Raw genomic sequence first — 26,135 nt, 5'->3', positions numbered from 1 at the left:
GTGCATCGAGCGGACGTGAAGAAGCCCACAGCGCGTGATGCTGTGCGCTGTGCAATCTATGAAAAGGAGGAATCAGCGGTGACCACCGCCGATGGGGGGGACTGGGGCTGCTTAGCTGCCCGCGATTTTCATGCGGTTGATCAAGACCGAGCCGATGGTCTTGGCACCCAGGGTGTAGGCGTCTGATCCAATGGCCTGGATGCCTTGGAACATGTCTTTGAGGTTGCCCGCGATGGTGATTTCTTGCACGGGAAAGGCGATGTGCCCGTTCTCCACCCAAAAGCCACTGGCGCCACGTGAGTAGTCGCCCGTGACGTAGTTCACGCCTTGGCCCATCATCTCGGTCACAAACAAGCCGGTGCCCAGTTTTTGGAGCATGGCGTCGAGGTCGTCGCCCGCTTGCGTGAGGCGCGAGCGCATGACCAGGTTGTGCGACCCACCCGCGTTGCCGGTGGTGGGCATGCCGAGTTTGCGGCCCGAATAAGTGCTCAAGAAATAGCCTTGCACACGCCCCGCATCCACCACGCGACGAGCGCGGGTGGTGACGCCCTCGTCGTCAAACGGCGAGCTGCCTTTGCCACGCAGCTCATGGGGGTCTTCCAAGATGTCGATGTGTTTGGGGAACACGCGTTTGCCCAGCGAGTCGAGCAAGAAGGTGCTCTTGCGGTAGAGCGAGCCGCCGCTGACGGCCTGCACAAACCCGCCCAATAAGCCCGCCGCCACAGGCGATTCGAACAACACCGCGCATTGGGTGGTGGCGATCTTGCGCGACTTCAAGCGGCTCAAGGCACGCTCGGCGGCGTAGCGGCCCACGGCTTCGGGGGACGACAGCTCGTCGGCCGAGCGCATGGAGGTGTACCAAGCGTCGCGCTGCATGTTGTTGCCTTTGCCCGCGATGGGCGACACCGACAGGCTGTGACGCGAGCTGGCATAGCCGCCGCGAAAGCCGTGGGTGTGGGCACTGAAGAAATGGCTTTGCTGGGCCGACACGGCAGCACCTTCGCTGTTGGTGATGCGCTTGCTGGTGCGCAGTGCGGCCTCTTCGCAGCGCAGGGCCAACTGAGCCGCCTCTTCGCTGGTGATGGTCCAGGGGTGGAACAAGTCCAACTCGGGATGGTGTTTGGCAATGTCTTGCTCATCGGGCAGGCCAGCCATGGGGTCTTCGGCCGTGAAGCGCGCAATGTCGTAAGCCGCTTGCACGGTGCGCTCAATCGCCGCTTTGGAAAAGTCAGAGGTGCTGGCATTGCCACGGCGGTGGCCCACATACACGGTGACGCCGAGCGATTTGTCGCGGTTGCGCTCGACGTTTTCCAGCTCACCCTTGCGCACGGACACGCTCAAACCGCTGCCCTCAGAGGCTTCGGCACCCGCATCGGTGGCACCGAGTTTTTTGGCGTGCCCCAGTGCCAGATCGACCAATTCTTCAAATTGATCACGGCTGTAACTGAAACCCTGAGAGGTGTGACGGGCAGGGACGGCGGGTTTTGGGGTGGCTTTGCTCATATCGGCGGCTATGATACTTGCCACTGTGTTTCCCTTTGTGTTGAAGGGCAAGCCGACCGCTTTGGACCCCCTTCTTTTTATGTCACGCAAACCCAAAAAAGGTTACTTCGTTCGCGGCCAATTTGTGGCCGAAGGCAGCGAACTCGACCTGGAACTCAAACGCGAACTCAAAGGCACCGACAGTGCCAGCCGCACCGATAAAAAACGCGAAAGCGATGAGCGGCAAGACCTCGGGGTGGAGCTGCTGACTTTGCGCATCGATCTCTTGGATCGGCTGCAAGCCCAAGGGCATTTGAACGACCAACTGCGCGAGGCCATGGCCGAAGCGCGCCGCATCACCAACTTTGAAGGCAAGCGTCGCCAAATGCAGTATGTGGGCAAGTTGATGCGCAAACTCAGCGAAGACGCGGTGGCCGCCATGCGCGACACGCTCAACGAACAGCGCATGGGCAGCACCCGCGACACACTGGCGCTGCACCTGGCCGAGCACTGGCGCGACCGTCTGATTCAAGACGACAACGCGGTGTCGGAGTGGATGCTGGCCCACCCCAGCACCGACAGCCAACAATTGCGCGCCTTGGTGCGCCAAGCACGCAAAGACGACACCACATCCAAAGCCGATGTGGCCAAAGGTCTGCTGCCACGTCAAGGCCGCGCTTACCGCGACATTTTTCAACTCGTCAAAACCACCTTGAGCGATACCGAAGACGCGGCCCGCACGCCCGAAGAAGACGACAGCGAGGTGTACAAGCCATGACCGAAACTGCCCTGCCCACACCCGATGCACGCTGCGACACCCTGAAGGTGGGCATCGTGTCGATCAGCGACCGCGCCTCCAGCGGCACTTACGAAGACAAAGGCCTGCCCGCGTTGCGTGACTGGTTGGGCCAGGCCTTGTTCAACCCCATCGACTACCACGCACGTTTGATTCCGGACGAACAAGCCACCATCAGCCAAACCTTGATTGAGTTGGTCGATGCAGGCTGTGCTTTGGTGCTGACCACCGGCGGCACTGGCCCGGCTTTGCGCGATGTGACGCCCGAAGCCACCCTGGCCGTGGCCGACAAAGAGATGCCAGGCTTTGGCGAGCAAATGCGCCAGATCAGCTTGCGATTTGTGCCGACCGCCATCTTGTCGCGCCAAGTGGCGGTGATTCGGGGCCAAAGCCTGATCATCAATTTGCCCGGTCAACCCAAATCGATCCAAGAGACCTTGGGTGGCTTGAAAGACGCCGAAGGCAAGCAGTTGGTGGACGGCATCTTTGCTGCTGTGCCGTATTGCATTGACTTGATTGGCGGCCCCTACATGGAAACGCGCGACGCGTTTTGCAAAGGCTGGCGACCTAAAACGGCGATCAAGTCCAGGCGGGTGTAAGACCCGCGCGTCAGTCCAGCAACTGGTTGATGCGCGCTGCTTCGAAGTGTTCTTGACGCGCTGCATCACTGGGCACGCAATCGGCACCGGTTTGCGCATTGGACAGTTGTTCAATGGCTTGCCAGAGCAACGCAATTTGATGCTCTTGACCCGCTGCGCTGTCAATCAGGCCACGCATGGCCTGGCTCAGAGGGTCGTCGTTTTGCGTCACCCCGTAAGCTGAAAAACCCATCTTCGACGCAGCTTCTTCGCGCTTGGCATCCGACTCGGCCTGGATGATGCGTGCGGGGTTGCCCACGGCTGTGGCACCCGCAGGCACAGGCTTGGTCACCACGGCGTTGCTGCCCACCTTGGCGCCATCGCCCACGGTGAAGCCGCCCAACACTTTGGCACCTGCGCCAATCACCACATCGCGGCCCAGCGTAGGGTGACGCTTGGTGCCTTTGTAGAGCGAGGTGCCCCCCAAGGTCACGCCTTGGTAAATGGTGCAGCCGTCGCCAATTTCGGCGGTCTCACCCACCACCACGCCCATGGCATGGTCAAAGAACACGCGCTCGCCAATCTTGGCAGCAGGGTGAATTTCAATGCCGGTCAACCAGCGTGAGAGATGCGAGATGAAACGCCCCAACCAACGCAAGCCCCAGCCCCAGCAGGCATGGGCCAAGCGGTGCAACACCACGGCGTGCAAACCGGGATAGCAGGTGAGCACCTCCCAGCGGCTGCGCGCAGCAGGGTCGCGGTCAAGGATGCATTGAACGTCGGAGCGAAGGCGTGAAAACATAAGCGGTGAGTCTATCGTTTGTCGCTGGCGGCTTGCGCCATGCTTTTGGCCACACCACGCAAGATGTGGATTTCTTCTTGCGTCAGCTGCGCCCGGTTGAACAACTGGTTCAAGCGCGGCATCAGCTTCTTGGGCGACTCCGGGTCCAAAAATCCAATCGCGGTCAAGGCTTGTTGCCAGTGTTCCAACAAACCTGCCACTTGTGCGGCGTCGGCCAACTCGCTGGGAGGCACGGCCTCTTGCACCGCAAAACCACCTAGGGCCATGCGCCACTCATAGGCCAGCACCTGCACCGCAGCCCCCAGGTTGAGAGAGCCAAACTTGGGGTCGGTGGGAATGCTCAAGCAGGTGTGACATCGGTACACGTCTTCGTTGCGCATGCCAAAACGCTCGGAGCCAAATAAAAATGCCACCCCTTGCTGCGGGGCTTGCGCGTGGGACGCAGCCAGGGCTGCAAAGTGACTGCGCGGGTCCAGGGTGGGCGGGCCAAAGTCACGCGGCGTCATGGCGGTGGCACACAGGTGGCTGATGCCATCGAGCGCCTCATCGAGCGTGGCGACGATGCGCGCGTTGTGCAGCACATCCAAGGCACCACTGGCGCGTTGGATGGTTTCTTCACGGCGCAGCACGTTGTCCCAACGGGGGGCGACCAACACCAAATCGGTGAAGCCCATGACCTTCATGGCGCGTGCGGTCGCCCCCACGTTGCCGGCATGGCTGGTGTTTAAAAGAATGAAACGGGTGTGCATGGGCAATGTGCGTAACGAGGGGCGTAAAATCTGGCCTATTGTCGCCGCCCGCATCACCGGGTCTGTTCATTCGACCCTTTGCCGGGTCAGCTCTTCACACAATCCATGTCGTCCACACTCCACCCCATGATCAACGTGGCCATCAAGGCCGCACGCGCCGCTGGTGCCATCATCAACCGCGCTGCCCTCGATGTGGAAGCCGTGCGCATTTCGCAAAAGCAAGTCAATGACTTTGTCACCGAAGTCGACCACGCCAGCGAACGCGCCATCATCGACACCCTGCTGACCGCCTACCCCGACCACGGCATCTTGGCCGAAGAGTCTGGCTCAGAACACGGCAACCCGAAGGCAGACCACATCTGGATCATTGACCCGCTGGACGGCACCACCAACTTCATCCACGGCTTTCCTGTCTATTGCGTGAGCATTGCCTTGCAAGTGCGCGGCAAGCTCGAGCACGCCGTGGTGTACGACCCCAGCCGTAACGACTTGTTCACCGCCACCAAGGGGCGCGGCGCGTTCATGAACGATCGCCGCATCCGCGTGAGCAAACGCACCCGCTTGGACGAGTGCTTGCTGTCCACCGGCTTTCCGTTTCGTCCCGAGGACGACTTTGACAAATACCTGCGCCTGATGGGCGACGTGATGCAACGCACCGCCGGCCTGCGTCGCCCGGGCGCTGCCGCACTCGACCTGGCCTATGTGGCAGCGGGCTTCAGCGATGGTTTCTTTGAACTGGGCCTGCAGCCCTGGGACATGGCTGCCGGTGCGTTGCTGATCACCGAAGCGGGTGGCTTGGTGGGCAACTTCACGGGCGACGCCAACTTCTTGGAACAACGCGAGTGCTTGGCAGCCAGCCCACGCATTTATGCCCAACTGGTGCCCTTGTTGCACAAGTACTCCAAGTTCGCCAGCGCCGACGACAAGCGTGCGGTGAGCGAATCGGCCAAGACCTTGAGCATCTCGTCGCAGGGCGAGGACGACGCGCCTCTGTAACGCGGGCTTGGGGCCAGTAAGTACTGAGCCCAAGTCAGGCCCTGCGTGATGCGGAGGGTGTCTTGCTGGAAATAACCCGCATCCTCTTGGCCACTTCTGATGTCGTTTTCCGCGAGGCTGTTGACTTGCTATCACCATCGTCTCTTGAGACAAGCTTGCGCGCAAGTGCTTTCGTTGCGGGAGCCAAAACAGCTGCGTCTGCTGCCACGGTATCGTTTTCACGCCAAGGCAAAAAGTTTGGCAAGTTGATTCGGTTGCCGTTCTTCGCAACCACAGAAAGCTCCAGATTCAGATCAAGCGTTTTCAAAAATCGCCTGAGTGTGGAGACATAGGTGTCGGAGCGCTTCTCAAGCTGAGAAACCGCATGCTGTTTGATGCCGAGCTGTTTGGCGACTTGTACCTGTGTCTTGCCAACCGCTTTGCGAAAGTCAGTGAGGGTCTCGGCGTGCGCAATCATGTCTTCGATTTTTTTGACACTCAGCGCCTCGATCTTCTTTTGCCGATCCTTTGGGAGGCTATCGATGATGTCGTCTAAATTTCGTCCCATGGTCATCTCCTATTTTTTCCCTGAGTAACTTTGCTTTTGATCTCAGGCTGGGCCACCTTGAATCTAGCCAAATGGCTGTCAAAACGTTCATTGGCCGTTTTCAACAAGTCTTTGTAGAACCTCTTCTCAACTGACCCCTGTTTAGCCGCTGCAACCAAGACGATGGCGTGACGATTGGGGTCGAAGGCAAAAGCTGCTCTCCAAATCTCTGCGCCGTGATTCGCCTTGAAGCGCAGTTCTTTCATATTGGGATGCTTGGCATTATTGAGCGTCCCAACGTGAGGACGATCAGCCTTTGGTCCTAGTTTCTTGACAGCCACCAGTGTGGCCAAAAGCTCATCCTGAACATCTGGTGAAAGCACATCAAACTCCAGGTCGAAGTCGTCGTGAAAAATGACCCGCCATTCCTTTCCCTGCCTCAATTATCACCCCTTATTGATATCATGCAAAGATGATTTCTTATTTTCAAATCAAAAACTCTGCTTCTTGACAATAGCGCCGGGTGGGCGATGAGATGGGTAGCGCCGTTTTGACAGTATTTAAGTCACGCTACAAAGCCTGTCAAAATACAAGCGAGCGAAACACTTGTCGGCATGAACGCATAAACGCGCCAAGTCATTGATGCAAAAAGAACCCATTCAGAACGAAAAAGCACCCAAAGACTTCGCAGAACACACCCCCATGATGCAGCAGTACTTTGGCCTCAAGGCCGAGTACCCCGACACGCTGTTGTTCTACCGCATGGGCGACTTCTACGAGTTGTTCTTTGCCGATGCCGAAAAGGCCACCCGACTGCTCGACATCACGCTCACGCAGCGCGGCCAATCGGGCGGCCAGCCGGTGGTGATGGCGGGGGTGCCATTCCATTCAGTCGAAACCTATTTGGCACGCTTGCTCAAGCTGGGCGAATCGGTGGCCATTTGCGAACAGGTGGGCGATGTGGCCACCAGCAAAGGGCCGGTTGAACGCAAGGTGGTGCGCGTGGTCACCCCCGGCACGCTGACCGACAGCGCCTTGTTGTCTGACAAGAGCGAAGCCTTTGTGCTGGCGGTGCACCAAAGCGCACGCACCGGGTGTGGCTTGGCGTGGCTGAGCATCACGCAAGGCTTGGTGCATCTGGCCGAATGCGACAGCGATGCCTTGCCCAGCTGGCTGGCCCGCATTGCGCCCAGCGAGGTGATTTACAGCGCCGACGCCAGCCCGGTGTTTGAGCAACAACTCAAGGCCTTGTGCCAGCAGGTGAACCTGCCCATCCACATCCGTCCCGCTTGGCAATTTGATTCGGCTTTAGGTGCACGCAAATTGCTGGAGCACTTGAAGGCCGCCTCGCTCAATGCCTGGAACGCCCAAGACGTGAGCCAAGCCCACGCGGCTGTGGCCGCGCTGCTGGGCTATGCCGAGCACACGCAAGGCCGTGCCCTGACCCATGTGCACGGCGTGATGGTGGCACGCGATGACGCGCTGATTGATTTGCCCCTGACCACCCGCCGCAACCTGGAGCTGACCCAAACCCTGCGCGGCGAAGACAGCCCCACGCTGTTCTCACTGCTCGACACCTGCATGACGGGCATGGGTAGCCGCGAGCTCAAGCGCTGGCTGCTTGAACCCGAGCGTGACCGCAGCAACGCCCAACACCGTTTGGCAGCGATTACAGCCTTGCAAGACACCCGGCACGGCCAAGCCTACAAAGCCTTGCGCGAAGCCTTGAAAGGCTCGGCCGATGTGCAGCGCATCAGCGCGCGCGTGGCCTTGCGTCAGGTGCGCCCACGCGAGCTGGTGGCACTCGGGCTGGCCCTGCACAAAGCCTGGCAGATGCAGCCGCTGTTGGCGCCCCTGTTGCCCGCCAGCCCCTTACTCCACACCGTGGTGCAAGCCCTGAACATGCCGCCTGAATGTGCGCAGCTGATTGCCAGCGCGCTGTTGCCCGAGCCTGCCGCGTTGGTGCGCGATGGCGGCGTGATGGGCGACGGCTTTGACGCCGAACTCGATGAGTTGCGGGCCATTCAAACCAATTGCGACGACTTTTTGCTGGCGCTGGAAACGCGTGAGCGCGAGCGCACCGGCATTGCCAACCTGCGGGTGCAATTCAACAAGGTGCATGGCTTTTACATTGAAGTCACGCAAGGCCAGGTGGACAAGGTGCCCGAGGACTACCGCCGTCGCCAGACCCTGAAAAATGCTGAGCGTTTCATCACGCCCGAACTCAAAGCCTTTGAAGACAAAGCACTGAGCGCACAAGAGCGTGCGCTGGCACGCGAAAAGTTTTTGTACGAGCAATTGCTCGACGCGCTGCAAGTGTTTGTGCCTGCCCTCACCCGCTTGGCCACGGCGGTGGCCACGCTGGACGCCTTGAGTGCTTTGGCCGAACGCTCGCTCACGCTGAATTGGTGTGCCCCCGAGTTTGTCAAAACCCCTTGCATCGAGATCACCCAGGGTCGTCACCCGGTGGTTGAAGCGCGCTTGGCCGAAACCCATGGCATGGCCTCGGGCGGTGCCGCCAAGACATTCATTGCCAATGACACGCGCTTGGGGCCCACGCAACGCATGCAGGTCATCACCGGCCCCAACATGGGCGGTAAGTCGACCTACATGCGCCAAGTGGCGCTGATCGTGTTGCTGGCCAGCATCGGCAGCCATGTGCCAGCGAGCGCCTGTCGCTTGGGGCCGATTGATGCCATCCACACCCGCATCGGTGCGGCCGATGACTTGGCCAATGCGCAGTCCACCTTCATGCTGGAGATGACCGAAGCCGCGCAAATCTTGCACGCCGCCACGCCACACAGCTTGGTGCTGATGGATGAGATTGGCCGTGGCACCTCGACCTTCGACGGCTTGGCCTTGGCCAGCGGCATTGCCGCGCATTTGCACGACAAGACGCAAGCTTTCACGCTGTTTGCCACCCACTACTTTGAACTCACCGAGTTCCCGGCCAACCACCGCGCCGCCGTGAACGTGCACGTGAGTGCAGCAGAGAGTGGCAACCACATTGTGTTTTTGCACGAAATTCAGCCGGGACCTGCCAGCAAGAGCTACGGCATCCAGGTGGCACGTTTGGCAGGCATGCCGACCCCCGTGCTCAACCATGCACGTCATGCCTTAGCCTCGCTCGAAGCGGGAGCCGATGCGTCACGCGTGCAGGTCGACCTGTTTGCCCCACCGCCTGAAGTCGAGCACGTAGGCCCCAGCTTGCTGCATGCGAAACTGGCCGAGATCGACCCCGACAAACTCAGTCCACGCGATGCGCTGGACGCCCTGTATCAACTCAAGAAACTGTCATGACTTATTGCGTAGGCATCAAACTCAAAGCTGGCTTGGTCTTTTTGTCAGACTCGCGCACCAACGCGGGCCTGGACCAAATCAGCACCTTCCGAAAAATGATCGTCTACGAAAAGCCGGGCGACCGCTTCATGGTGTTGTTGTCGGCGGGTAATTTGTCGATCTCGCAATCGGTGCGCGAGATCTTGCAAGTCGAGCAACTCAAAGACACACCCGAGAGCGACCCCATCACCATTTGGAATGCCAAGAGCATGTTTGACGCGGTGCGCGTGCTGGGCTCCGCCATTCGCCGGGTGTACGAGCGCGATGCGGCTGCGCTGAAAGCCGCCGGCGTGGACTTCAATGTGTCGCTGATTTTTGGCGGGCAAATTGCGGGTGAAGGCATGCGCTTGTTCCAGGTGTACTCGCCCGGCAACTTCATCGAAGCCACAGCGGAGACGCCGTACTTTCAAATTGGCGAGTCCAAATACGGCAAGCCCGTGCTCGACCGCGTGCTGCACCCCGACACCCCGCTCAACGAGGCAGCCAAATGCGCCCTGGTGTCGATGGACTCGACCCTCAAATCCAACTTGTCGGTGGGCTTGCCCCTGGACATGGTGGTGTACGAGGCCGACAGTTTTCAAAGCGACAAAGTGGTCTGCATCGACGAGCACAACCCCTACTTCCAAATGCTGCATAACAGCTGGGGCCAGCGCTTGCGCGAAGTGTTCGATGGCATTGAAGACCCGATGTGGGATGGTGGCCAAACCACCACGCCTCTGATGCAAGCCGCTTTGCGCGCGCAAGCCCTCAAAAAAATTGAGACTCCAGACGACAAGCTGATCTGACTTGCATGGTGCCGCAACCCCTGATCGTCTTCTCGCACGGCAACAGCTTTCCAGCGAGCACGTATGGCGTGATGCTGGATGCCTTGCGCCAGCGTGGTTTTCAGGTCAAGGCGATTGAAAAGCTGGGCCACAACCCACGCTATCCGGTGACCAACAACTGGCCTCACTTGGTGCAAGAGCTGACCGACTTTGTGACGCCTTTGGCCGCTGCTGCGCCGGTGTTTTTGGTGGGGCACTCACTGGGCGGCATCTTGAGCATGATGGTGGCAGCCCAATCACCCGCCTTGGTGCGTGGCGTGGTGTTGCTGGACTCGCCCATGCTGGGTGGCTGGCGCGCCAACTTGCTCAAGATGGGCAAACGCCTGCCCATGGCGGAGTCACTGTCACCCGCCGCGGTGAGCCGCAAACGCCGTATCAGCTGGCCCAGCCAAGCCGAGGTATTGGCCCACTTTCAACGCAAGCAGGTGTTTGCCAAATGGCACCCGCGCGTGTTGCACGACTACGTGACGCACGGTACGCATGAGGTGCAGGGTGCACAAGGCGTGCGCCGTCTGCTGAGTTTTGACCGTGACATTGAAAGCGCGATTTACAACGGCCTGCCCGATCACTTGGAGGGCTACTTCAAGCGTCACCCCTTGCAGTGCAAGGCGGCCTTGATTGGCGGCTTGCAATCGCGTGAGTTGCGGCAAGTGGGGCTGGACTTCAGCCGCCGCATCACCCAGGGGCGCATTGCCATGGTGGATGGCACACACCTGTTTCCGATGGAGCATCCGCTGGTGGCGGCGGCAGCCGTTGAGGCCGCGCTGTTGAATTTGATTGGCTGATGAAAGCGGGCTGATTGAACTGGGCTGGTATTTACGCCGACCAAGTCACCGCGCCTGACCAAGCGGTGGCCAACACCACGACGCCAAACACAATGCGGTACCAGGCAAACGGGATGAAGCTGTGGGTGGCGATGTAGCGCAACAGCCAACGCACACACACCCAGGCGCTGATGAACGAAAACACCAGGCCCACTGCAAACACGGGCGCGTCGGCCAAGCTCAGCAAGGCACGCTCTTTGTACAGGCTATAGGCACCGGCCCCGATCAAGGTGGGAATGGCCAGGTAAAACGAAAAGTCGGTAGCGGCTTTGCGTGATAGCCCCAACAACATGCCGCCAATGATGGTGGCACCACTGCGGCTGGTGCCTGGAATCATGGCCAGGCATTGCACCAAGCCCACCTTTAAAGCGTCGCGCGGGGTCATGGACTCGACATTCAAGATGCGGGCGTTGTCGTTGGGGTGCACATCCATCGCGCCCTCGGTGCCGGTCAAGGCGTGGCGTCGTCCCCAGCCCTCGGCCCACAAGATGATGAAGCCACCCAAAATGAAGGTGCTCGCCACCACGGTGGGCGTGAACAAATGGGCTTTGATGAACTTGCCGAACAACAAGCCCAACACCACGGCAGGCACAAAGGCAATCAGCACATTCAACGCGAACCGGCGTGCCATGCGTTGCGAAGGCAAAGCCACCACGGTGCTGGCTATTTTTTGCCAGTACACCAAGACCACCGCAAAGATGGCACCCGTTTGAATGGCAATGTCAAACACCTTGGCCTTGTCATCGTCAAAGCCGAGCAACGCACCAGCCAAGATCAAATGTCCGGTGCTGGAGATGGGCAAAAACTCGGTCAACCCTTCGACCACGCCCATCACGGCGGCCTTCAATAGCAAAACGATATCCATACAACTCCAGCAAAACGTGCGCAATTATCGGGGCGACTGAGGGTGGCGGCGCAGATACAACACCGCCAACACCAACGAGCCCACTTGCAGCGCCGAACAAAAGAAGAACGGTGCACCAATGCGCCAATCGCCTTGCGGAAAGTGCGACACCGCAGCCAGCAAAGGGGCACCCAGCATGGGTGCCACCACGGCCATCAAGCCGTTGAGTGAGCTGACGGCCCCCATGGTCTGGCCTTGGTTGCGGCTGTCGGCAGCAGACGAAATCAAGCTTTGCACCGAGGCCGTGACCGTACCCCCGAGCAGGTTGATGCCAATCACGGCGTACATCATCCAGCCCTCGGTAGCGGCACCCCACAAAAAGTACCCCAGCGCCGACGACACCAAACCCATGATGGCCAGGCGTTGCGGCTTGAAGCGTTTGAGCAGCGGGCCCATCAACACCCCTTGCACCAGCACGGCCGTGACCCCTACAGCGGTGAGTGAGTAACCGTTTTCCTCTGCCCCCCAACCAAACTTGAAGGCGTTGTAGAGCACCCACACGGTGTAGAGCACAAACTGCGCAAGGCCACTCAAGGCCACCACGCCCACCAAAGGACCCACGCCTCTGAGCTGAGCCAAACCACGCAAGGCCTTGATGGGGTTGGCGTCGCGCCAGGCAAAGGGTTTGCGCTTGTCCAATGGCAGGGACTCAGGCAACACAAAGTAGCCATACAGCAGGTTCAACAAGGTCAAACCACCGGCCAAGTAAAAAGGCAAGTGCAGGTTGATGGCCCCCATCAAACCACCCACCACGGGCCCGATGATGAAGCCCACGCCCATCATGGCGCCTAGCAAGCCAAAGCGTTTGGCACGTTGCTCGGGTGACGAAATGTCGGCCACATAGGCGTTGGCTATGGCAATGTTGCCTTGCATCACACCACCCAAGGTGCGCACCACGATCAAGCCCCACAAGGTGTCAGTCAGCGCAATGCCAAAGAAGCTGATGCCCAAGCCCATGAAACCCAGCAACAACACCGGACGGCGACCAAAGCGGTCTGACAGTGCGCCCAGCAGCGGCGAGCCCAAAAAGTTGGCCATGCCAAAGGCCACAGCGACCACGCCGTACCAATAGGCCTGATCGGCTTGGTTGGCAGAAAAACTGGCCACCAGCACAGGCAAGACCGGGATGATGACCCCAATGGCCGCCATGTCGATGAGCACGGCGAGCATGATGAAAGGCATCGCCGCCTCACGGTTGCGAAGGGTTTGAAACATAGTGGGAAGGTCGATTCAGAGCAAAGAGATGGAGTGCGCATTTTAAAGAGCACCCTGCACTCGAGAAGGCATGGGGCCGCCTCTAAAATGAAAGTTATGACTACACCGGCTGACAACGACCACAAACCCAGCAATTTTTTGCGCCAAATCATTGAAAACGACCTGGCACAAGGCACTTACGCCAGCCGACGTTGGGCCGGTAGCCCCGGTGACGCGGCACACCACGCACAAGGTGCACCAGACCCAGCCAAGATTCGCACCCGTTTTCCGCCCGAGCCCAACGGCTACTTGCACGTGGGGCATGCCAAAAGCATTTGCCTGAACTTTGGTTTGGCCCGCGATTACGGTGGCGTGTGTCACCTGCGCTTTGACGACACCAACCCAGAAAAAGAAGACACCGAGTACGTCAACAGCATCATCGACGCCGTGAAGTGGCTCGGCTTTGACTGGGCGCAACTCGGTCAAACCACAGGTAGTGCAGCGCCTTATCAGGCCAGCGACTACTTTGACTTCATGTACCGCGCCGCCGAGCATCTGATTGAAGCGGGCCACGCCTATGTGGACGAGCAAAGTGCAGAGGACATGCGCGTCAACCGCGGCGATTTTTCTAAACCCGGGGTCAACAGCCCGTTTCGCAGCCGCACACCGGCTGAGAACTTGGCACGCTTTCGCGACATGCGAGGCGGTTTGCTGGAAGACGGCGCGGCGGTGCTGCGCGCCAAGATTGACATGGCCGCGCCCAACATCAATATGCGCGACCCAGCCATCTACCGCATTCGCCGTGCCACCCACCACCACACGGGCGACACCTGGTGCATCTACCCGATGTACACCTTTGCGCACCCGATCGAAGACGCGTTGGAACAAATCACCCACAGCATTTGCACGCTGGAGTTTGAAGACCAGCGCCCGTTTTACGACTGGTTGATGGCCCGTTTGTGCGAAGGTGGTTTGCTGGCAGCGCCCTCACCTAAGCAGTATGAATTTGCGCGCTTGAACCTGACCTATGTGGTCACCAGCAAGCGCAAATTGGCCCAACTGGTCAACGAAGGCAAGGTGTCGGGCTGGGACGATCCGCGCATGCCCACCATCGTGGGTTTGCGCCGTCGCGGCTACACCCCCGAGAGCTTGCAGTTGTTCGCCGAGCGCATTGGTGTGACCAAGAGCGACAGCTGGATTGACTACAGCACCCTGGAGGGTTGCCTGCGTGAAGACCTCGACCCCAAAGCCGCGCGTGCATCCGTGGTTCTGGACCCGGTGAAACTGGTCATCACCAACTGGGATGCCTTGCATGGCGCTGGCACGCTGGACGATTGCCACGCCCCAGTACACCCGCATCACCCCGAGTTGGGACAACGCCAATTCAAGTTCGGCAAAGAACTGTGGATTGAGCGTGGCGACTACGAAGAAACACCACCCAAAGGCTTCTTTCGCTTGTTTCCCGGCAACAAGGTGCGCTTGAAATATGGCCATGTCATCACCTGCACGGGCGCCATCAAAGACGCCAACGGCCAAGTGCTTGAAGTGCATGCTGAACTCATCCCCGACACCAAGAGCGGCACGCCCGGATCGGACAGTGTGAAGGTCAAAGGCGTGATCACTTGGGTCGGCGCATCGGATGGCGTACAAGCCGAAGTGCGCCTCTACGACCGCTTGTTCACCGACGCACAACCCGACGCAGGTGGCAAAGACTTTTTGAGCTTGCTCAACCCCGACAGCTTGAAGGTGGTGACCGCGTATGCCGAACCTTCATTGGCGCACAGCGCGGCAGGCACGCACTTTCAGTTCGAGCGCCATGGCTACTTTGTGGCCGATCGCACAGACCATGCGGCAGGTCGCTTGGTGTTCAACAAGGCCACGGGGTTGAAGGACACGTGGGCAAAGTAATTCGCTCGATTACTTTTTCTCCACCGGATTTGCCGTCAACAAGTGCGCGGGATAGGCACGCATAAACTCCCGCGCTTTCTCTGGACGGGTGGTCAGCCAAGCGCCATACGCACCCTCGCCCAAGATAACGGGCATGCGTTTTTCGTTGCCGTTTTGTTGGTAACGGTGCAATAAGGCATGGCTGTTGGCGTTGACGGTCAAGAGGGTGAAGCTGATGATCTCGGTGCCGTCTTTGGCCCAGCGCTCCCACAAACCTGCCACGCCCATGGGCTTGCCGTCCACACGGGCGATGCGCGTTGGCACGGGTTTGCCGCTGCGCCAGTCGTCTTCAAAAAACGCCATCATCGGCACGATGCAGCGCTGACCGGCCAGCCAAGTGTCGCGAAAGTTGTTGGAGGTGCTCACCGTCTCGGCCCGCGCATTCACCAGCTTGGTCGAGCGCAATTTGGCGTCAGAGGCGGACTTGACCCAAGGCGGCACCAAACCAAATTGACCCTGCCCCAATTCAAGCTGCAAGGGCGCTGGCACATCGACATCCACCGGTGCATCCGCAGACAAGGACACACTGCGAATGAACACCCCCGGTTTGCGCGGCCACAGCTCACGCAACACGGCGGCTTCGGGGGCCGACACACCAAAGGCGTCGGGGTACAGGGTGGCGGTTTGCACGCTCTCGTGATGGGCAGTCATGCGGCCATGCTAGCAGTGCCTCGTTGCTCGCCTGCTACGCTTGGGGCCATGCTCATTCGCTTCAACAAACCTTATGGCGTGCTCAGCCAATTCACGCCGGAGGGACGCTGGCGTGGCCTGAAAGAATTCATCGATCTGCCAGGCGTGTATGTGGCCGGGCGCTTGGACGCCGACAGCGAAGGCTTGCTGCTGCTCACCGACGATGGCCGCCAGCAGGCCCAGATTGCCGACCCACGCTTCAAGATGGAGAAAACCTATCTGGTGCAGGTGGAGGGTGTGCCCAGCGAGGCAGCGCTACAGACGCTGCGCCTGGGCGTGTTGTTGAACGATGGCCTCACACGCCCAGCGCGTGCACGCGTGGCCGAACCACCCACCGCGCTGTGGGAGCGCACGCCCCCCATCCGTGTGCGCATGAACAAGCCCACGTCGTGGCTGGAGTTGGTGATTCGCGAGGGCCGCAACCGCCAAGTGCGACGCATGACAGCCGCCGTGGGCTTGCCCACCCTGCGCCTAATCCGTACCGCGATAGGCCCCTACAGTCTGAACGAATTGGCCAGTGGCGCTTGGCAACAAGAAATATACCCAAATAAGGTATGATAAAACCCATTATGGGTATAAAAACCAATGACAGCCTCGCCAACGCATTGTTTCCAAAGGTGCGCCAACGGGTGCTGTCTGTTTTGTTTAGCACACCAGACCGAAGCTTTTATGCCAACGAGGTGATTTCCCTCGCGCAGTCAGGCACAGGTGCGGTTCAGCGCGAGTTGGCCAATTTAGCGCAAGCAGGGTTGATTACCGTCACCAAACTTGGTAACCAAAAACACTTTCAAGCCAACGCCCAGTCCCCTCTCTATGCCGAGCTACGAAGCTTGGTCCTCAAAACAGTCGGCCTGGCCGATGTGCTGCGCAACGCATTGGCCCCCATGGCCGCAGGCATTCGCTCGGCGTTTGTCTACGGCTCAATGGCCAACCAGCAAGACACCGCAAAGAGTGATGTGGACGTTTTGCTAGTCAGCCAAACCCTGAGCTACGCCGATGTGTTTGCTGCGCTTGAAAGTGCGAGCCAACAACTTAAGCGCAACATCAACCCAACGCTATACACGCCTGACGAATTTGCCCAACGCCTCGACCAAGATCAGGCCTTCATCACGCGCGTGATGAACCAGCCCAAGATTTGGTTGATCGGTCAGTTGGAGCAAAAAAATGGACAACAGCGCACTTAAAAATCTCAGTGGTCCCGGCAAATCACTCAAGGCCGAGCCATCAGACAACGCTGAGCTAGCAGGACTGATGCGAACAGGCAGCATGCGCTTGCGCGACGCGCAGTCACCAACGCTTGCACTAGAAAGCCAATTCGATTTGGCCTACAACGCCGCACACGCACTGTGCTTGGCAGCGCTAAGACGCAAGGGCTATCGGCCCAGCAACCGATTCATCGTGTTTCAAGTTTTGCCGCATACGTTGGGACTTGGCCCGGAAGTTTGGCGTGTGCTGGACAAGTGTCACAACACACGCAATCTTGGTGAATACGAAGGCATGCTGGACGTGAACGCACGGTTGGTGTCCGACCTTATTTCCGCCACACAGCGTGTCCTTGATGCCTTGAACGCACAGCCCTTAAGTGATGTGAATTACCATGGTCCCGTCTCAGTCCGAGATGATCTTCCAGGAGGGCTTATGGCCAAAGGCGAACAACACAGCAACAAAATGACGAAGAAGCCTAAAAAGGACAACTCGCCCCCCAAGACCTCCACCTCGGACCGTCCCAACCCGCCCACCACCTACGTGGCACCTCGCGGCAAGATCAAGAACAAGTGATGCACCCCGCAGCCCCGTCCATCGCCAGCTTGCGTCAAACGCTGTCTGAGGTGCGTGGCGGCGCGCTGAGCGTGTCGGCGTTCAGCAGCGCGGCACGCTCCCAAGAGGTGTTGCTGCAAGCCCTGCCCGCACGCTACAGCGAGGTGTGGTTGGGGCTGTTGGACCGCTTGGAGTCGAGCGCCTTGTTCAGCGAAGAAAGCTGTTCTTTCAGCCAAACCGAATTGCTCGACAGCTTGGGCCTGTGGCTGGACAAAGCCGAGCAACAACTCCATAACCATGTCTGATTCTTTTGAAATTTTCACCGTCAAAGTGATGCCCGCTGATTTGCAGTACGACGTCGAAGGCGACCTGAGCTTGCTGGAAGCGGCTGACATGTCGCGTGTGCAGTTGCCCAGCTCTTGCCGCAATGGCACCTGCCGCACCTGCCTGTGTCGCTTGGTCAGCGGAGAAGTGACGTACAGCATTGAGTGGCCAGGCCTGAGCGCCGAAGAAAAGGCCGAGGGCTATGTGCTGCCCTGTGTGGCCCACCCCACCACGCATGTGGTGCTTGAACAACCCGATGCCAGTGCCTGCTGAGCCCCTGCCTGTGATCACCCCGATCTACGAAGACGAACACCTGTTGGTGCTGGACAAACCCAGCGGCCTGTTGTCGGTGCCAGGACGCGGGCCCGACAAACAAGACTGTTTGTCCAAACGCGTGCAAGACCGCTATCCCGATGCTTTGGTGGTGCACCGCTTGGATCAAGACACCTCCGGCTTGTTGATCATGGCGCGTGGCATTGAGGCGCAACGCCGCATCAGCCGTGCGTTTGAAACACGCCAAGTGCACAAGCGCTACGTGGCGGTGGTGGCAGGCAACCCGTTGCTCACCGCCTCAGCACCCAACGAAGAAGGTTGGTACACGGTGGAAGGCCCAATTCTGCTGGACTGGGAGCGTCGCCCGATCCACATCATCCACCCCGACGGCAAACCCAGCCGCAGCCTGTGGCGCAGCCTCCAAGTGGGTGAGATGGCCAGCCTGATTGAGCTGGAACCCTTCACGGGGCGCACCCACCAACTGCGGGTGCACATGCAAAGCCTGGGGCACCCGATGCTGGGCGACTCCTTGTACGCGCCACCAGAGGTGCTGGCCATGAGCCCGCGCCTGATGTTGCACGCCAAGAGCCTGGCGCTGGCCCATCCGTTCACCCAAGAGCCCCTGTCTTTTGATTTGCCTGTGGCTTGGGGTACGTCAGCGCCGTATCAGGCGGCGTAAGAGAGCTGTAGCCGAGCGGGTGCACACTGGTTCGGTTTTAATTTTCATCCACAGGAGACAAACATGCGTGAAGTCGTCGTCGTCAGCGGTGTTCGCACCGCCATTGGTACTTATGGTGGCAGTCTGAAAGACATTCCGCCCACCGAATTGGCCGCACAAGTCGTGCGCGAGTCCTTGGCCCGTGCGGGCGTGGACGGCAAAGACGTGGGCCACGTGGTGTTTGGCCATGTGGTCAACACCGAACCCAAAGACATGTATTTGTCACGTGTGGCCGCCATCAGCGGCGGTTGCGGCCAAGCCACGCCCGCCTTCAACGTGAACCGCCTGTGCGGCTCGGGCTTGCAAGCCATTGTGTCGGCCAGCCAGGCCATCATGCTGGGCGACTGCGACATCGCCATTGGCGGTGGTGCAGAAAACATGAGCCGTGGTCCCTACGCATCGCTCAGCGCACGTTGGGGCGCTCGCATGGGCGACACCAAGATGGTCGACATGGTGGTGGGTGCGCTGCACGACCCCTTCCACACCATCCACATGGGCGTGACGGCCGAGAACATTGCGGCGCAATTTGGCATCACCCGCGACATGCAAGATGCCTTGGCCGTTGAGAGCCACAACCGCGCACAACGTGCCACCGAAGCGGGTTACTTCAAAGACCAGATCCTGCCAGTGATTCTGAAGAGCAAAAAAGGCGATGTGGCCTACGCCACCGACGAGCACTTCCGCCCCAACTGCAAGCCCGAAGACATGGCCAAGTTGAAGCCCGTGTTCGTGAAAGAAAACGGCACCGTGACCGCAGGCAACGCCTCGGGCATCAACGACGCCGCCGCCGCTGTGGTGCTGATGGAAGCCAAGACCGCACAAGCCCGTGGTGCCAAGCCGCTGGGTCGCTTGGTGGCCTACGCGCACACCGGCTTGGAGCCCAAGATCATGGGCATGGGCCCGGTGTCGGCCTCCCGCTTGGCGTTGCAAAAAGCGGGCTTGACGGTCCACGACATGGATGTGATTGAAGCCAACGAAGCCTTTGCCGCCCAAGCCTGCGCCGTGAGCAAAGAGCTCGGCTTTGACCCGGCCAAGGTCAACCCCAACGGCTCGGGCATTTCGCTGGGTCACCCCATCGGTGCCACGGGGGCCTTGATCACCGTGAAGGCCTTGTATGAGTTGCAACGCATCCAAGGCAAATATGCCCTGGTGACCATGTGCATTGGCGGCGGCCAAGGCATTGCCGCCATCTTCGAGCGCATGTAAGCACCATGGCCGGCCCCGCCGACGCTGCCCCCACAGACGCAACACACCAGTTTGCGTTGTTGGGTCAACGTCGGTTTGGGCCTTTTTTCTGGACCCTGTTTTGCGGGGCCGCGAACGACAACCTGTTCAAGTTCGCCTTCACCGTGTTGGTGACCTACCAACTCAGCATCGACTGGCTGCCGCCCAGCTTGGCGGGCCTGGTGATTGGGGCTGTGTTCATCCTGCCGTTTTTGTTGTTCTCGGCCACCAGCGGCCAATTGGCCGACAAATACGACCCCGTGGCGCTGATGCGCTGGGTCAAGAACTTTGAAATCGCCATCATGGCGCTGGTCGCCTGGGGCTTTGCCAGCCATCAAGTCGCCACCTTGCTGGGCTGTATTTTTTTGATGGGTGTGCATTCCACCTTGTTTGGTCCGGTCAAATTTGCCTACCTGCCACGCGTGTTGAATGCGCAAGAGCTCACGGGTGGCAACGGCATGGTGGAGATGGGCACATTTGTAGCCATCTTGTTGGGCAATGTGGCGGGTGGTTTATTGGTGGCCTTGCCTGAGGTGGGTACCACCAGCGTGTCGCTGGCCTGCTTGGCACTCGCTGCACTGGGGCGTTTTGCCAGTGCGTTGATACCGCCCGGGCGCGCCTTGGCACCGCTGCTGCGCATCAACTGGAACCCATTCACCGAGACATGGCGCAACCTGCGTTTGGCACGCAGCAACCCGAGTGTGTTTCACACGCTACTGGGCATCAGCTGGATGTGGTTTTTTGGTGCCACCTTTTTGAGCCAATTCCCCAGTTTTGCCAAAGAGGTGTTACACGGCGACGCCCATGTGGCCTCGCTGCTGCTGGTGTTGTTCTCGGTCGGTGTTGGCACAGGGGCTTTGCTGTGCGAGCGGTTGAGCCGGCGTCAAGTTGAAATCGGTTTGGTGCCGCTGGGTGCCATCGGCATGAGTGTGTTTTGCATCGACTTGTTCTTTGCGGTGCGGCATCTGCCAGCGGCTTTGCCCATGGATATCTCGGCCTTTGTGGGCCACGCAGCGCATTGGCGGGTGATGGCCGACTTGGCTCTGCTGAGCCTGTTCACGGGCCTGTACAGCGTGCCCATGTATGCCTGGGTGCAGTTGACCAGCCACCAAGACCACTGTGCACGGTTGATTGCGGCAACCAACATCCTCAACGCCTTGTTCATGGTTGCCAGTGCCTTGATCGCCGGGGCCCTGCTCAGCGCAGGGCTGACCATTCCTGAGGTGATGCTGTGCACCGGCGTGGCCAATGCCGTGGTGACAAGTGCCATTTTTTGGGTGGAGCCCAGCTACCCACGTCGCTTTGTGGCGTGGCTGCGCACTTGGTTGTAAACAAACGGCATTCTGCGTGGAAGGTGCCCAGCGCCACCCGTCTCTCGCTTGACTTAGCGCAACTCAGAGACGTGGTTTTCAATTTATGCTCATGCCATTCAAGATTTGGAGAGCAATGCCATGACCACCGAGACCCTCGACTTCACCGCTGCACGTGCACCCACCCTGGCGTGGAGCGATGCCTTGGGCCTTGAACTCGACTTCATGGACGACACCCACCGCGAGTTTGTGGACCTGCTGGGTGCGACTGAGATGGCCCAAGACGATGAACTGTTGGATCGCTTCGTGGACTTGATCGCGCACACCGAAGAACACTTTGGCAGCGAAGACCGCTGGATGGCGGACACCCACTTCTCATCGAGCAATTGCCACAGCATTCAGCACAACGTGATCTTGCAAGTGATGCGCGAAGGCCTCAAGCGTGGCAAAGAACAAGGCGACTTGGCGTTGGTGCGTCAAATGGCGCATGAGCTGGGTCTGTGGTTCCCGCAGCACGCCCAAACGATGGATGCGGCCTTGGCACTGCACCTGCGCGGTGTGGGCTATGACGAAGCCACGGGGGTAGTATCCAAGCCTGAGGGCTTGCCTCAGGGCGAAATCCATGGGTGTGGTGGGAGCAGTTGCTCTTAGTTCGCACGGACCAGGTCTTGCTTCGTACGGACCAGACGGCGTGGGTACCTTGCGCCGCTCATGTCCCCCGAGTCTTGCATGCTGCAAGACTCTCCTCCTTCACTTCGCTTCACAAGACACCCACGCCGTCTGGTCCTGAGGGTTTGGCGTGCCTGTGCCTGCGACTTGGGCGCCCGAGGAGGTGTTTGGGTGTCTGTTGCAGCGAAGTCAGGCAGGAGACTCAGGCCTACCTGTATCTGCGACTTGGGCGCCCGAGGATGTGTTTGGGTGTCTGTTGCAGCGAAGTCAAGGAGGAGATTCAGGCGTAGCCTGAATCGGGGGACATGAGCGGCAACAGACGCCCAAACACATCCCCCACCGCCAAAGAAAAATCTCAGGCGTAACGCTGACGCGCCAACGCAGCACCATCCGCCAAGGCTTGGAGCTTCTTGGTCGCCACCTCACGGCTCATCGGGGCCAAGCCGCAATTGGTGCAAGCAATCAAACGGTGCTTGGGCACAAACTGCAAAGCGCGGCCGATGGTGTCGGCCACTTCTTCGGGCGTTTCAATCACCTCGCTGGCCACGTCAATCACCCCCACCATCACGTCTTTGCCTTCCAGCAAGGCCATCATCTCGGGCGGCACGTGCGAGTGATAACACTCCAAACTCACTTGCTGGATGCTGCTCTTGGCCAAGGCCGGAAACACTTTTTCGTACTGACGCCATTCGTCGCCCAGGGTTTTCTTCCAGTTGTTGTTGGCTTCAATGCCATAGCCATAGCAAATATGAACCGCTGTTGTGCAGGTCAGGCCTTGCGCAGCGCGCTCCAAGGCCTTGACGCCCCAGTCTGCAGCTTGGTCCAGGTAGACGTTGAAGGCAGGCTCGTCAAACTGGATGATGTCCACGCCATCGGCTTGCAAGGCCAAGGCTTCTTGGTTCAACAACTCGGCAAAGGCGAACGCCATCTTGATGCGCCCCTCTTCGCCCTCGCCATAAAAACGGTCGGCCACGGTGTCCACGATGGTCATGGGGCCAGGCAAGGTGAACTTGAGTTTTTTCTGGGTGTGGGCGCGGGCCAGTTGCGCTTCAAACGCATGCACACGGCCTTTGAGTCGCAAGGGGGCAATGACTTGGGGCACTTGCGCGTCGTAGCGGTTGTTGCGAATGCCCATGGTGACTTTGTTTTCAAAGTCGATGCCTTCGACCTGCTCTAAAAACCCGTGCACAAAGTGTTGACGCGATTGTTCACCGTCGCCAATCACGTCCAGTCCTGCGTCTTCTTGGGCTTTGATCCACAACAGCGTGGCATCGGCCTTGGCTTGACGCAGGGCATCGCCCTCGGCGTGCCACTTGGGCCACAGTTTGTTGGTCTCGGCCAACCACTCGGGTTTGGGCAGGCTACCGGCAATGGCGGTTGAAAACATGGTGAAGCTCCGTGTGAGTTGTTAAGAGTTGTCAGCTGAGCGCGAATTCACGCGCCAGCAGTTCATATGAGCGGCGCTGTGCCGCTGGGTCGTGGGTCCAGGTGATCAGCACCACCTCGTCAACTTGCAAGCGCTCGGCCAAGGCGCGCAGCTTGGCGGCCACCTGAGGGGCACTGCCGACCAAGGCGTTGGCACGCATCTCGGCCAAGGCCACTTGCTCCGAGGGTGTGTAGTCACGCAGGGCTTGGTCCGGCGGCAAGATCGGGCCGATGCGCCCCGAATTGCGGTCCATGCGCCAGCGCGCACGGCTTTGAAACAGCGCCCAAGCCTCGTCTTCGGTGTCGGCGGCCAAGGCCCACACGCACACGGTGGCATGCGGCTTGGCCATGCCCTCGCTGGCACGGAAGTTGGCACGGTACAAACGCAGTGCTGCATCAGCCCCTTGTCCGTCAGTGATGAAGTAAGCAAAGGCGTAGGGCAGGCTCAAATGAGCGGCTAACTGTGCACCGTAGTCTGAACTGCCCAGCATCCACACCGCCGGTGAGGTGGGGCCACTCGGATAGGCGAAGATGCCGTGTCCAGGGTGCCCTGCCGGAATAGGCTGTCCAGTGACCCAGGCTTGTAGCTCCAGGACCTGTTGCGGGAAGTTGTCTGAAGCATGGCGGTCAGGGTTGAGCAGTTGGGCGGTGCGCCCGTCGCTGCCCGGGGCGCGGCCTACGCCCAAGTCAATGCGCCCGGGCGCCAAGGCGTCGAGCACACGAAATTGTTCAGCCACTTTGAGCGGCGCATAGTGCGGCAGCATGACGCCTGCAGACCCCAAGCGGATGCGCGTGGTGCGCGCCGCAATGGCAGCCATCAGCACTTCAGGGGCGGTGCCCACGATGCTGGGATGGCTGTGGTGTTCACTGACCCAAAAGCGGTGGTAACCCCAGTCTTCGCATTGGCTCGCCAAAGCCAAGGTCTGGCGAATGGCGGTGTCTTGGTGGCGGCCAGCAGCCGCAGCGGATTGGTCGAGGACAGATAGTTTGAGCACGGGGCGTAGCTTACCCGCACCCGCAAAAGTGGGCTGTCACCCAGGCTTTAGCCACGCGCTGCTGCGGCCTGTGCTTCTTGCAAGGCGCGCCACATCACTTTGCCACTGCCGCTCTTGGGCAAGACATCGACAAATTGGACTTGGGTGGGGGCTTTGTAGACCGCCATGTGCTCGCGACACCAAGCGATGATGTCTTGCTCAGTCACCAACCCCTGATGGCTAGCGCGCAACACCACCACAGCTTTGACGGTCTCGCCCCGGTAGCTGTCACGCGCCGAGATGATGCACGCCTCTTGGATCGCCGGGTGTTTGAACATCAGCGCCTCCACCTCGGCAGGCCAGACCTTGAAGCCCGAGGCATTGATCATGCGTTTGAGACGGTCGGTGATGAAGAAGTAGCCGTCTTCGTCCACCCGCCCCAAGTCACCCGAGCGAAAGAAACGTTTGCCGTCGAGCACAAAGAACGCAGCAGCGGTGGCCTCAGGTTGCTTCCAATAGCCGTTGAACACTTCGGGGCCATGAATGACGATTTCCCCGGACTCGCCCTGCGGCAACTCTTGCAAGGTTTCGGGGTCGACGATGCGTGCATCGGTGCTCATGAACGGAATGCCCAAGCACTGCTGCTTGGGTGCGTCGGGCGGGTTGTTGTGTGAGGGTGCTGCGGTTTCGGTCAAGCCGTAGCCCTCGCTGTAACGCAAGCCGTATAAGTCATACAAGCGCTGCGCCACCGCTTGCGGCATGGCAGCGCCACCACCGCCAATATGGACCAAGCTTTTCAAATTGAATTTGTCAAAGTTGGGACTGCCCAACAAGTCAATCACCATGGTAGGAATATTGGTCCAGTGGGTGATCTGCCATTTGGAGATCAAGCGCCCAGCCAGCTCGCGGTCCCAGCGCGGCATGAGCACCAATGTCGCCCCCAGATAAATGCCCGAATGCATGACGCTGGTCATGCCGGTGATGTGAAACATCGGAACCACCAACAACCCCACGTTTTCGTGGGTGCTGCCACTCCAAATCGCCGTCGCCATGGCGTTGTGCATGATGCTGCGGTGCGGGTGCATGCAGCCCTTGGGCAAACCTGTGGTGCCACTGGTGTAGGGCAACACCGCCAAGTCATCGGGGCCAACCAGCAAGGGTCCCACTTTGTGGGCGCAAGCGAGTGCGTCTTGCCAGGTGTGGGCTTCTCCGCCATCTAATTCGGGCAGCGGGTGCTGGGTGAACAACCACGTGTGCCAAGCTTGGGGCGGCGCATCGTCGCCTGACACCTGGGTGTCAAAAGCATCGGCGAAATGCGTCACCACCAAATGCGCCAAACGCTGTGCAGAAGGCAATTGGTTGCTGGCATGGGCCAACTCAGCGGCCAAATCGGCTGTGGTGATGGCCACACGCGCATCGGGGTCGGTGATGTAGTGTTTGAGTTCTTCCGCACGGTTCATCGGGTTGACTGGCACCACCACGGCGTTGGCACGCAATATGGCGAAATGCGCAATCACCAATTGCGGGCAATTCTGCATGTTGAGCACCACCCGATCGCCCTTTTGAACCCCCAGGTGTTGCAAGTGTGCGGCCAACCGCTCGGCCTGCGCCAACAAGTCGGCATAGCGCAAGGCTTGACCCAGAAATATCAAAGCCGTTTTATCGGGGTAGCGGCGAGCGCTGATGGCCAAGTTGTCCCACAGCGAGGTGTGTGGAACAGAGATCGCATGCGGCAGGCGTGCCGGCCAAAAACGGTGGTGTGCTTTCATGCGGACAGATTAGCCTGTCCGACAAAGGGCGCCCATACGG

Annotated in this window: 26 protein-coding genes and 1 pseudogene; 16 read left to right on the top strand and 11 right to left on the bottom strand. The window is 59.5% G+C overall.

Annotated elements, in window-relative coordinates; all coding sequences use genetic code 11:
* Nucleotides 1-111: 111 nt before the first annotated feature.
* The gene (pmbA, locus tag B9Z39_RS14180) at nt 112-1,503 is read right to left on the bottom strand and encodes a metalloprotease PmbA (protein ID WP_108302141.1); all 1,392 of its coding nucleotides are present in this window, start codon (nt 1,501-1,503) and stop codon (nt 112-114) included.
* A 79-nt stretch (nt 1,504-1,582) separates the two neighbouring features.
* Here pmbA and yjgA point away from each other — a divergent pair, with 79 nt between their 5' ends.
* Nucleotides 1,583-2,260 (top strand): ribosome biogenesis factor YjgA, encoded by a 678-nt coding sequence (yjgA, locus tag B9Z39_RS14175; protein WP_108302154.1) that lies wholly within the window; start codon nt 1,583-1,585, stop codon nt 2,258-2,260.
* Entirely contained in the window at nt 2,257-2,877 is a 621-nt protein-coding gene (gene mog / locus B9Z39_RS14170) for a molybdopterin adenylyltransferase (RefSeq protein ID WP_108302140.1), read from the top strand. Before yjgA ends, mog begins: the two co-directional genes overlap by 4 nt.
* Before the next feature lie 10 nt (nt 2,878-2,887).
* On the opposite strand, the gene cysE is transcribed toward mog, so the two are convergent.
* Together cysE and B9Z39_RS14160 are read right to left on the bottom strand one after the other, a co-directional pair.
* On the bottom strand, nt 2,888-3,658 hold the full coding sequence (cysE, locus tag B9Z39_RS14165; RefSeq protein ID WP_100147677.1) for a serine O-acetyltransferase: 771 nt from the start codon (nt 3,656-3,658) through the stop codon (nt 2,888-2,890).
* A gap of 11 nt (nt 3,659-3,669) precedes the next feature.
* Nucleotides 3,670-4,407, bottom strand: coding sequence for an RNA methyltransferase (locus B9Z39_RS14160; protein ID WP_108302139.1), 738 nt, complete (start codon nt 4,405-4,407; stop codon nt 3,670-3,672).
* A gap of 105 nt (nt 4,408-4,512) precedes the next feature.
* Between B9Z39_RS14160 and B9Z39_RS14155 the strand changes: the two genes are divergently transcribed.
* Nucleotides 4,513-5,403, top strand: a complete 891-nt coding sequence (locus tag B9Z39_RS14155) for an inositol monophosphatase family protein (protein ID WP_100147679.1) — start codon at nt 4,513-4,515, stop codon at nt 5,401-5,403.
* Between the two features lie 34 nt (nt 5,404-5,437).
* On the opposite strand, the gene B9Z39_RS14150 is transcribed toward B9Z39_RS14155, so the two are convergent.
* Together B9Z39_RS14150 and B9Z39_RS14145 are read right to left on the bottom strand one after the other, a co-directional pair.
* Entirely contained in the window at nt 5,438-5,950 is a 513-nt protein-coding gene (locus tag B9Z39_RS14150; RefSeq protein ID WP_158269507.1) for a helix-turn-helix domain-containing protein, read from the bottom strand.
* Nucleotides 5,951-5,952: 2 nt separating this feature from the next.
* On the bottom strand, nt 5,953-6,372 hold the full coding sequence (locus B9Z39_RS14145) for a type II toxin-antitoxin system RelE/ParE family toxin (protein ID WP_108302137.1): 420 nt from the start codon (nt 6,370-6,372) through the stop codon (nt 5,953-5,955).
* 199 nt (nt 6,373-6,571) lie between these two features.
* Between B9Z39_RS14145 and mutS the strand changes: the two genes are divergently transcribed.
* The 3 genes from mutS to B9Z39_RS14130 are packed head-to-tail and all read left to right on the top strand — an operon-like array spanning nt 6,572 to nt 10,877.
* Nucleotides 6,572-9,229 (top strand): DNA mismatch repair protein MutS, encoded by a 2,658-nt coding sequence (gene mutS / locus B9Z39_RS14140; RefSeq protein ID WP_108302136.1) that lies wholly within the window; start codon nt 6,572-6,574, stop codon nt 9,227-9,229.
* Nucleotides 9,226-10,053 (top strand): proteasome-type protease, encoded by an 828-nt coding sequence (locus B9Z39_RS14135; protein WP_108302135.1) that lies wholly within the window; start codon nt 9,226-9,228, stop codon nt 10,051-10,053. The genes mutS and B9Z39_RS14135 overlap by 4 nt, the downstream gene beginning before the upstream one ends.
* A gap of 5 nt (nt 10,054-10,058) precedes the next feature.
* A complete protein-coding gene (locus tag B9Z39_RS14130; RefSeq protein ID WP_108302134.1) occupies nt 10,059-10,877 on the top strand; it encodes an alpha/beta hydrolase in 819 nt (272 codons plus the stop codon).
* Between the two features lie 31 nt (nt 10,878-10,908).
* Here B9Z39_RS14130 and B9Z39_RS14125 read toward each other — a convergent pair whose 3' ends face one another.
* A complete protein-coding gene (locus tag B9Z39_RS14125; RefSeq protein WP_100147685.1) occupies nt 10,909-11,781 on the bottom strand; it encodes an undecaprenyl-diphosphate phosphatase in 873 nt (290 codons plus the stop codon).
* A gap of 24 nt (nt 11,782-11,805) precedes the next feature.
* Nucleotides 11,806-13,035 carry an MFS transporter gene (locus tag B9Z39_RS14120; RefSeq protein WP_233249015.1) on the bottom strand — a complete coding sequence of 410 codons (1,230 nt, stop codon included), beginning with the start codon at nt 13,033-13,035 and terminating at the stop codon, nt 11,806-11,808.
* 96 nt (nt 13,036-13,131) lie between these two features.
* Between B9Z39_RS14120 and B9Z39_RS14115 the strand changes: the two genes are divergently transcribed.
* Nucleotides 13,132-14,922 carry a glutamine--tRNA ligase/YqeY domain fusion protein gene (locus B9Z39_RS14115; protein WP_108302133.1) on the top strand — a complete coding sequence of 597 codons (1,791 nt, stop codon included), beginning with the start codon at nt 13,132-13,134 and terminating at the stop codon, nt 14,920-14,922.
* Nucleotides 14,923-14,931: 9 nt separating this feature from the next.
* Here the strand turns inward: B9Z39_RS14115 and B9Z39_RS14110 are convergent, their stop codons facing one another.
* Nucleotides 14,932-15,612, bottom strand: a complete 681-nt coding sequence (locus B9Z39_RS14110) for an SOS response-associated peptidase (protein WP_108302132.1) — start codon at nt 15,610-15,612, stop codon at nt 14,932-14,934.
* Between the two features lie 48 nt (nt 15,613-15,660).
* Between B9Z39_RS14110 and B9Z39_RS14105 the strand changes: the two genes are divergently transcribed.
* The 9 genes and pseudogenes from B9Z39_RS14105 to B9Z39_RS14065 all read left to right on the top strand — a co-directional run bounded on the left by B9Z39_RS14105 (nt 15,661) and on the right by B9Z39_RS14065 (nt 21,909).
* Nucleotides 15,661-16,209 (top strand): pseudouridine synthase, encoded by a 549-nt coding sequence (locus B9Z39_RS14105; RefSeq protein WP_199173000.1) that lies wholly within the window; start codon nt 15,661-15,663, stop codon nt 16,207-16,209.
* Nucleotides 16,206-16,835 (top strand): transcriptional regulator, encoded by a 630-nt coding sequence (locus tag B9Z39_RS14100; RefSeq protein ID WP_108302131.1) that lies wholly within the window; start codon nt 16,206-16,208, stop codon nt 16,833-16,835. The genes B9Z39_RS14105 and B9Z39_RS14100 overlap by 4 nt, the downstream gene beginning before the upstream one ends.
* The gene (locus tag B9Z39_RS14095; protein ID WP_233249016.1) at nt 16,816-17,430 is read left to right on the top strand and encodes a hypothetical protein; all 615 of its coding nucleotides are present in this window, start codon (nt 16,816-16,818) and stop codon (nt 17,428-17,430) included. The genes B9Z39_RS14100 and B9Z39_RS14095 overlap by 20 nt, the downstream gene beginning before the upstream one ends.
* On the top strand, nt 17,430-17,714 hold the full coding sequence (locus tag B9Z39_RS14090) for a hypothetical protein (protein WP_108302130.1): 285 nt from the start codon (nt 17,430-17,432) through the stop codon (nt 17,712-17,714). The genes B9Z39_RS14095 and B9Z39_RS14090 overlap by 1 nt, the downstream gene beginning before the upstream one ends.
* Nucleotides 17,707-18,006, top strand: a complete 300-nt coding sequence (locus B9Z39_RS14085) for a 2Fe-2S iron-sulfur cluster-binding protein (protein WP_100147757.1) — start codon at nt 17,707-17,709, stop codon at nt 18,004-18,006. The genes B9Z39_RS14090 and B9Z39_RS14085 overlap by 8 nt, the downstream gene beginning before the upstream one ends.
* Nucleotides 17,969-18,685 (top strand): RluA family pseudouridine synthase, encoded by a 717-nt coding sequence (locus tag B9Z39_RS14080; protein WP_108302129.1) that lies wholly within the window; start codon nt 17,969-17,971, stop codon nt 18,683-18,685. The genes B9Z39_RS14085 and B9Z39_RS14080 overlap by 38 nt, the downstream gene beginning before the upstream one ends.
* A gap of 63 nt (nt 18,686-18,748) precedes the next feature.
* Nucleotides 18,749-19,930 (top strand): beta-ketothiolase BktB, encoded by a 1,182-nt coding sequence (gene bktB / locus B9Z39_RS14075; protein WP_108302128.1) that lies wholly within the window; start codon nt 18,749-18,751, stop codon nt 19,928-19,930.
* 5 nt (nt 19,931-19,935) lie between these two features.
* Nucleotides 19,936-21,264 (top strand): annotated as a pseudogene (locus tag B9Z39_RS14070) (MFS transporter); the annotation flags it as partial.
* A gap of 135 nt (nt 21,265-21,399) precedes the next feature.
* The gene (locus tag B9Z39_RS14065) at nt 21,400-21,909 is read left to right on the top strand and encodes a hemerythrin domain-containing protein (protein WP_108302152.1); all 510 of its coding nucleotides are present in this window, start codon (nt 21,400-21,402) and stop codon (nt 21,907-21,909) included.
* Nucleotides 21,910-22,282: 373 nt separating this feature from the next.
* On the opposite strand, the gene B9Z39_RS14060 is transcribed toward B9Z39_RS14065, so the two are convergent.
* The 3 genes from B9Z39_RS14060 to B9Z39_RS14050 are packed head-to-tail and all read right to left on the bottom strand — an operon-like array spanning nt 22,283 to nt 26,095.
* Entirely contained in the window at nt 22,283-23,314 is a 1,032-nt protein-coding gene (locus B9Z39_RS14060; protein ID WP_100147694.1) for a methionine synthase, read from the bottom strand.
* Nucleotides 23,315-23,345: 31 nt separating this feature from the next.
* The gene (locus tag B9Z39_RS14055) at nt 23,346-24,347 is read right to left on the bottom strand and encodes an LLM class flavin-dependent oxidoreductase (RefSeq protein ID WP_108302126.1); all 1,002 of its coding nucleotides are present in this window, start codon (nt 24,345-24,347) and stop codon (nt 23,346-23,348) included.
* A 47-nt stretch (nt 24,348-24,394) separates the two neighbouring features.
* Nucleotides 24,395-26,095, bottom strand: coding sequence for a long-chain fatty acid--CoA ligase (locus B9Z39_RS14050; RefSeq protein WP_108302125.1), 1,701 nt, complete (start codon nt 26,093-26,095; stop codon nt 24,395-24,397).
* Nucleotides 26,096-26,135: the final 40 nt, after the last annotated feature.

It is taken from the genome of Limnohabitans sp. JirII-29 (assembly GCF_003063395.1).
Lineage (GTDB): Bacteria > Pseudomonadota > Gammaproteobacteria > Burkholderiales > Burkholderiaceae_C > Limnohabitans.
This window is presented reverse-complemented; position numbering and strand designations above follow the sequence as displayed.

Excerpts from the sequence above, each read along its gene's own strand:
- pmbA (WP_108302141.1), bottom strand. The coding sequence starts at position 1,503 with ATGAGCAAAGCCACCCCAAAACCCGCCGTCCCTGCCCGTCACACCTCT.
- yjgA (WP_108302154.1), top strand. The coding sequence starts at position 1,583 with ATGTCACGCAAACCCAAAAAAGGTTACTTCGTTCGCGGCCAATTTGTG.
- mog (WP_108302140.1), top strand. The coding sequence starts at position 2,257 with ATGACCGAAACTGCCCTGCCCACACCCGATGCACGCTGCGACACCCTG.
- cysE (WP_100147677.1), bottom strand. The coding sequence starts at position 3,658 with ATGTTTTCACGCCTTCGCTCCGACGTTCAATGCATCCTTGACCGCGAC.
- B9Z39_RS14160 (WP_108302139.1), bottom strand. The coding sequence starts at position 4,407 with ATGCACACCCGTTTCATTCTTTTAAACACCAGCCATGCCGGCAACGTG.
- B9Z39_RS14155 (WP_100147679.1), top strand. The coding sequence starts at position 4,513 with ATGTCGTCCACACTCCACCCCATGATCAACGTGGCCATCAAGGCCGCA.
- B9Z39_RS14150 (WP_158269507.1), bottom strand. The coding sequence starts at position 5,950 with ATGGGACGAAATTTAGACGACATCATCGATAGCCTCCCAAAGGATCGG.
- mutS (WP_108302136.1), top strand. The coding sequence starts at position 6,572 with ATGCAAAAAGAACCCATTCAGAACGAAAAAGCACCCAAAGACTTCGCA.
- B9Z39_RS14135 (WP_108302135.1), top strand. The coding sequence starts at position 9,226 with ATGACTTATTGCGTAGGCATCAAACTCAAAGCTGGCTTGGTCTTTTTG.
- B9Z39_RS14130 (WP_108302134.1), top strand. The coding sequence starts at position 10,059 with ATGGTGCCGCAACCCCTGATCGTCTTCTCGCACGGCAACAGCTTTCCA.
- B9Z39_RS14125 (WP_100147685.1), bottom strand. The coding sequence starts at position 11,781 with ATGGATATCGTTTTGCTATTGAAGGCCGCCGTGATGGGCGTGGTCGAA.
- B9Z39_RS14120 (WP_233249015.1), bottom strand. The coding sequence starts at position 13,035 with ATGTTTCAAACCCTTCGCAACCGTGAGGCGGCGATGCCTTTCATCATG.
- B9Z39_RS14115 (WP_108302133.1), top strand. The coding sequence starts at position 13,132 with ATGACTACACCGGCTGACAACGACCACAAACCCAGCAATTTTTTGCGC.
- B9Z39_RS14110 (WP_108302132.1), bottom strand. The coding sequence starts at position 15,612 with ATGACTGCCCATCACGAGAGCGTGCAAACCGCCACCCTGTACCCCGAC.
- B9Z39_RS14105 (WP_199173000.1), top strand. The coding sequence starts at position 15,661 with ATGCTCATTCGCTTCAACAAACCTTATGGCGTGCTCAGCCAATTCACG.
- B9Z39_RS14100 (WP_108302131.1), top strand. The coding sequence starts at position 16,206 with ATGATAAAACCCATTATGGGTATAAAAACCAATGACAGCCTCGCCAAC.
- B9Z39_RS14095 (WP_233249016.1), top strand. The coding sequence starts at position 16,816 with ATGGACAACAGCGCACTTAAAAATCTCAGTGGTCCCGGCAAATCACTC.
- B9Z39_RS14090 (WP_108302130.1), top strand. The coding sequence starts at position 17,430 with ATGCACCCCGCAGCCCCGTCCATCGCCAGCTTGCGTCAAACGCTGTCT.
- B9Z39_RS14085 (WP_100147757.1), top strand. The coding sequence starts at position 17,707 with ATGTCTGATTCTTTTGAAATTTTCACCGTCAAAGTGATGCCCGCTGAT.
- B9Z39_RS14080 (WP_108302129.1), top strand. The coding sequence starts at position 17,969 with ATGTGGTGCTTGAACAACCCGATGCCAGTGCCTGCTGAGCCCCTGCCT.
- bktB (WP_108302128.1), top strand. The coding sequence starts at position 18,749 with ATGCGTGAAGTCGTCGTCGTCAGCGGTGTTCGCACCGCCATTGGTACT.
- B9Z39_RS14065 (WP_108302152.1), top strand. The coding sequence starts at position 21,400 with ATGACCACCGAGACCCTCGACTTCACCGCTGCACGTGCACCCACCCTG.
- B9Z39_RS14060 (WP_100147694.1), bottom strand. The coding sequence starts at position 23,314 with ATGTTTTCAACCGCCATTGCCGGTAGCCTGCCCAAACCCGAGTGGTTG.
- B9Z39_RS14050 (WP_108302125.1), bottom strand. The coding sequence starts at position 26,095 with ATGAAAGCACACCACCGTTTTTGGCCGGCACGCCTGCCGCATGCGATC.